The sequence below is a fragment of the Meiothermus rufus DSM 22234 genome, from assembly GCF_000423425.1.
Classification (GTDB): domain Bacteria; phylum Deinococcota; class Deinococci; order Deinococcales; family Thermaceae; genus Meiothermus; species Meiothermus rufus.
The window spans coordinates 1-2,792 of the sequence record NZ_AUHY01000113.1; the positions used below are offsets into that span (position 1 = coordinate 1).

At 63.6% G+C, this 2,792-nt stretch carries 2 protein-coding genes and 1 pseudogene; all 3 read right to left on the minus strand.

What is annotated here, in order from left to right; translation table 11 throughout:
- Window positions 1-68: 68 nt before the first annotated feature.
- The 3 genes and pseudogenes from G552_RS16860 to G552_RS0113605 all read right to left on the minus strand — a co-directional run bounded on the left by G552_RS16860 (window position 69) and on the right by G552_RS0113605 (window position 2,665).
- Window positions 69-1,127 (minus strand): annotated as a pseudogene (locus G552_RS16860) (branched-chain amino acid ABC transporter permease).
- Complete coding sequence (locus G552_RS0113600; RefSeq protein WP_027883492.1) at window positions 1,019-1,924, minus strand: branched-chain amino acid ABC transporter permease; 906 nt, start codon at window positions 1,922-1,924, stop codon at window positions 1,019-1,021. Before G552_RS0113600 ends, G552_RS16860 begins: the two are co-directional and overlap by 109 nt.
- A gap of 27 nt (window positions 1,925-1,951) precedes the next feature.
- Window positions 1,952-2,665, minus strand: a complete 714-nt coding sequence (locus G552_RS0113605; protein WP_027883493.1) for an ABC transporter ATP-binding protein — start codon at window positions 2,663-2,665, stop codon at window positions 1,952-1,954.
- Between the last annotated feature and the right edge of the window lie 127 nt (window positions 2,666-2,792).

Here is a 2,792-nt window from a genome sequence, read left to right on the forward strand (position 1 = left end):
TACGAGGCCAAGGCGTCCATTGTTCGCGAGGCAATACGAAGTTATCTCGCCCATCCCCTCCACATCCTTCAGCCAACTGCGTAAGTCCTAACCAGGATGAAGATGAAGCCCAGCGCGATCTGGCTGGCACCGAATACCGCCGGAACCTGGAGTCCCCCCAAGCTGAAGCCGCGCTCGAGGTTCCGGAGCACCTCCGAGAGCACGGTGATGGCCGTAACCCCCACCACGGCCCCGGTGAGGCTGGCTTGGCCGCCCAGCACCAACATGGTGAGTTGCTGGACGAGCATCGCCACGTAGAAAGTGGCCGGCGAGAAGGAAACCAAGTAGTGCCCGTACAAGGCCCCGCCCACCCCAGCGAAAAACGCCCCGATGGTGAAGGCCAGCAGACGTGCGGGCAGGAGGTGGATCCCCACCGCCTAGGCGGCGATGGGGTCGTCGCGGGTAGCCCGCATGGCCCGCCCCAGCGGGGAGTAGGCCACCCGCGAGAGCACCAACAGGGTTACCACCGCCCAGCCGGCCACCCATCCGAGGTCGGTATAGGGCGGGATACCGGTAAACGTGCGCGAGCCCCGGGTGAACCGCTCGGCGTTGACCAGCACGACATTGACAATCACCAAAAAGCCCAGCGTCGCCACCGAGACATAGTTCCCCGACAGCCGCATCAGCGGGATGCCGATCAAGGAGGCCACCAGTGCGCACAGTGCCCCGGCCAGGAGCGTCGCGGGAAGAAAAGGCAGCTGGACTCCCGCCAGAAACCCCGGCAAGTCGGGTAGGTAGGCGGCTTTCTTGGAGAGTTCGAGGGTCAGAATCCCCGAAGCATACGCCCCTAGCGCAACGAATCCCGGGTGGCCCAGCGAGAACACCCCGGTGAAGCCGTTGGAGAGGCCCAGGCTCGAGACCAGGATGACGTTAATCCCCAGGACGATTAGCACCCGCACCCAGTACTCCGGCAGGAAGTGTGGGCCCAACCCGGCCAACAACCCAGTCAAGGATAATAGCACGAGCAGGCGTGCGTACTTCACAGCTTCACCTCCTGCCGAACTCCCAAGATGCCCCCTGGGCGAAAGAGTAAGAATGCGATCAGCAAGGCAAATACCAGCGCATCGCGGTAGGACGATAAGCCCCACTGCCCAGGTAGGGACTGGATGAGTACCTCTAGTCCCCCCAGTACGAAGCCACCCACGATGGCCCCCGGGATCGAGCCGAAGCCGCCGATGATTGCGGCCACGAAAGCCTTGAGCAGTGGAGTGAACCCCATTTGCGGCTCCACCACCCCGGCCTGGGCCGCCCACAATACCCCGGCTACCCCGGCGAAGGCCGAGGCCAGTACGAAGGCCACCACGATCACCCGATTCACGTCCAGTCCCACCAAGTACGCGGCGGTGAGGTCTTCGGCCGCGGCCCGCATTCCCAGCCCTACCCGGGTGCGCCGCACAAACCAGTTCAGAAACAGCAAGGCCAGCAAGGTGACCCCTAGCGTCAGCAGGTTGATGTTGTTGAAGGTGATGCGACCGTCGGCGAAGCGGTAAAGGTGATTCATCCACTCAGGCAAGGGGAAGTTGCGGGGGCTCGAGCTAAAGAGCAGAATCCCCAGGTTCTCGAGGATGTACGTCAGGGCCACCGAGGTCAGCAACATGGTCACGTCCGGCGCCCCCCGCACCGGGCGGTAGGCCACCCGTTCGATGATCACCCCGGCGAGGGCCGAGACCAAGATACCCACCCCCACCGCCGCCAGGAAGGACATCCCCGCGAGTTGGGCGAAGAGGGTAGCGAAGGCTCCGATCATCATCATGTCCCCGTGGGCGAAGTTGGTCAGCCGCAGCAGGCTGAAGATGATGGAAAGACCCACCGCCACCAGCGCGTAGAGGCTGCCGACGGAGAGGGCGTTGATGAGCTGTTGCAGGATGTACTCGAGCTCACTCATGGCATGTCTCCCCGGGCAGCGTTGTCCTCACGCGGCCCCTCCCAGATAGGCCCGGGCAACCCGCGCATCGTCGCGAAGCTCTTCGGCCTTTCCCTCGAGGACTACCTGACCCGTGCGCAACACATAGGCCCGGTCCGCCAGCTCCAGGGCCAGCTTCACGTTTTGCTCGACCAGCAAAATGGTGATCCCGGCGGCTTTTAATTCCTTGAGGGTGGCAAAGATGCTGCGCACCACCAGCGGAGCCAGACCCAAGCTAGGTTCATCCAGCAGCAGCAGCGTGGGACGGCTCATCAGCGCTCGGGCCAGGGCCAGCATCTGCTGTTCCCCCCCGGAAAGCGTCCCCGCCGCCTGGTTGCGGCGCTCGGCGAGGATGGGGAAGAGCGTGAACATTCTCTGGATATCAAGGCCGATTTCCGGGTCGCGGCGTCCGCTGGCTCCCAGCAGCAAATTGTCATGCACCGAGAGCCCGGCGAAGACCCGCCTCCCCTCGGGGCAGTGGGCAATCCCTCGACGTACGATCTGGGCTGGGCTCAGCCGGGTCAGGGCTTCTCCCCTATAGGTGATGCTTCCCGCGCGGGGCCGCACCAGTCCGGAGATGGCCCGCAGGGTAGTGCTTTTGCCGGCTCCATTAGCGCCCAGCAAGGTGATCACCTCCCCCTGGCCTACGGAAAGGCTCACCCCTTTGAGGGCCCGCACCGCGCCGTAGGCCACCTCGAGCCCTTGAACCTCCAGGGCGTTCATGCGGTCCCTCCCAGGTAAGCTTCTTGTACTTTGGTAGGAGTTACGCAGTTGCAGTTGACTGGACATTCTTCTGTGTGCTAGGAGGAGAGTGCTTAGCCAAGCTTCTCCAAAGGGGGTGATGCCCATG

What these genes read in the sequence shown, in the direction of transcription:
- G552_RS0113600 (WP_027883492.1), bottom strand. Translation starts at nt 1,924, where the DNA reads ATGAGTGAGCTCGAGTACATCCTGCAACAGCTCATCAACGCCCTCTCC.
- G552_RS0113605 (WP_027883493.1), bottom strand. Translation starts at nt 2,665, where the DNA reads ATGAACGCCCTGGAGGTTCAAGGGCTCGAGGTGGCCTACGGCGCGGTG.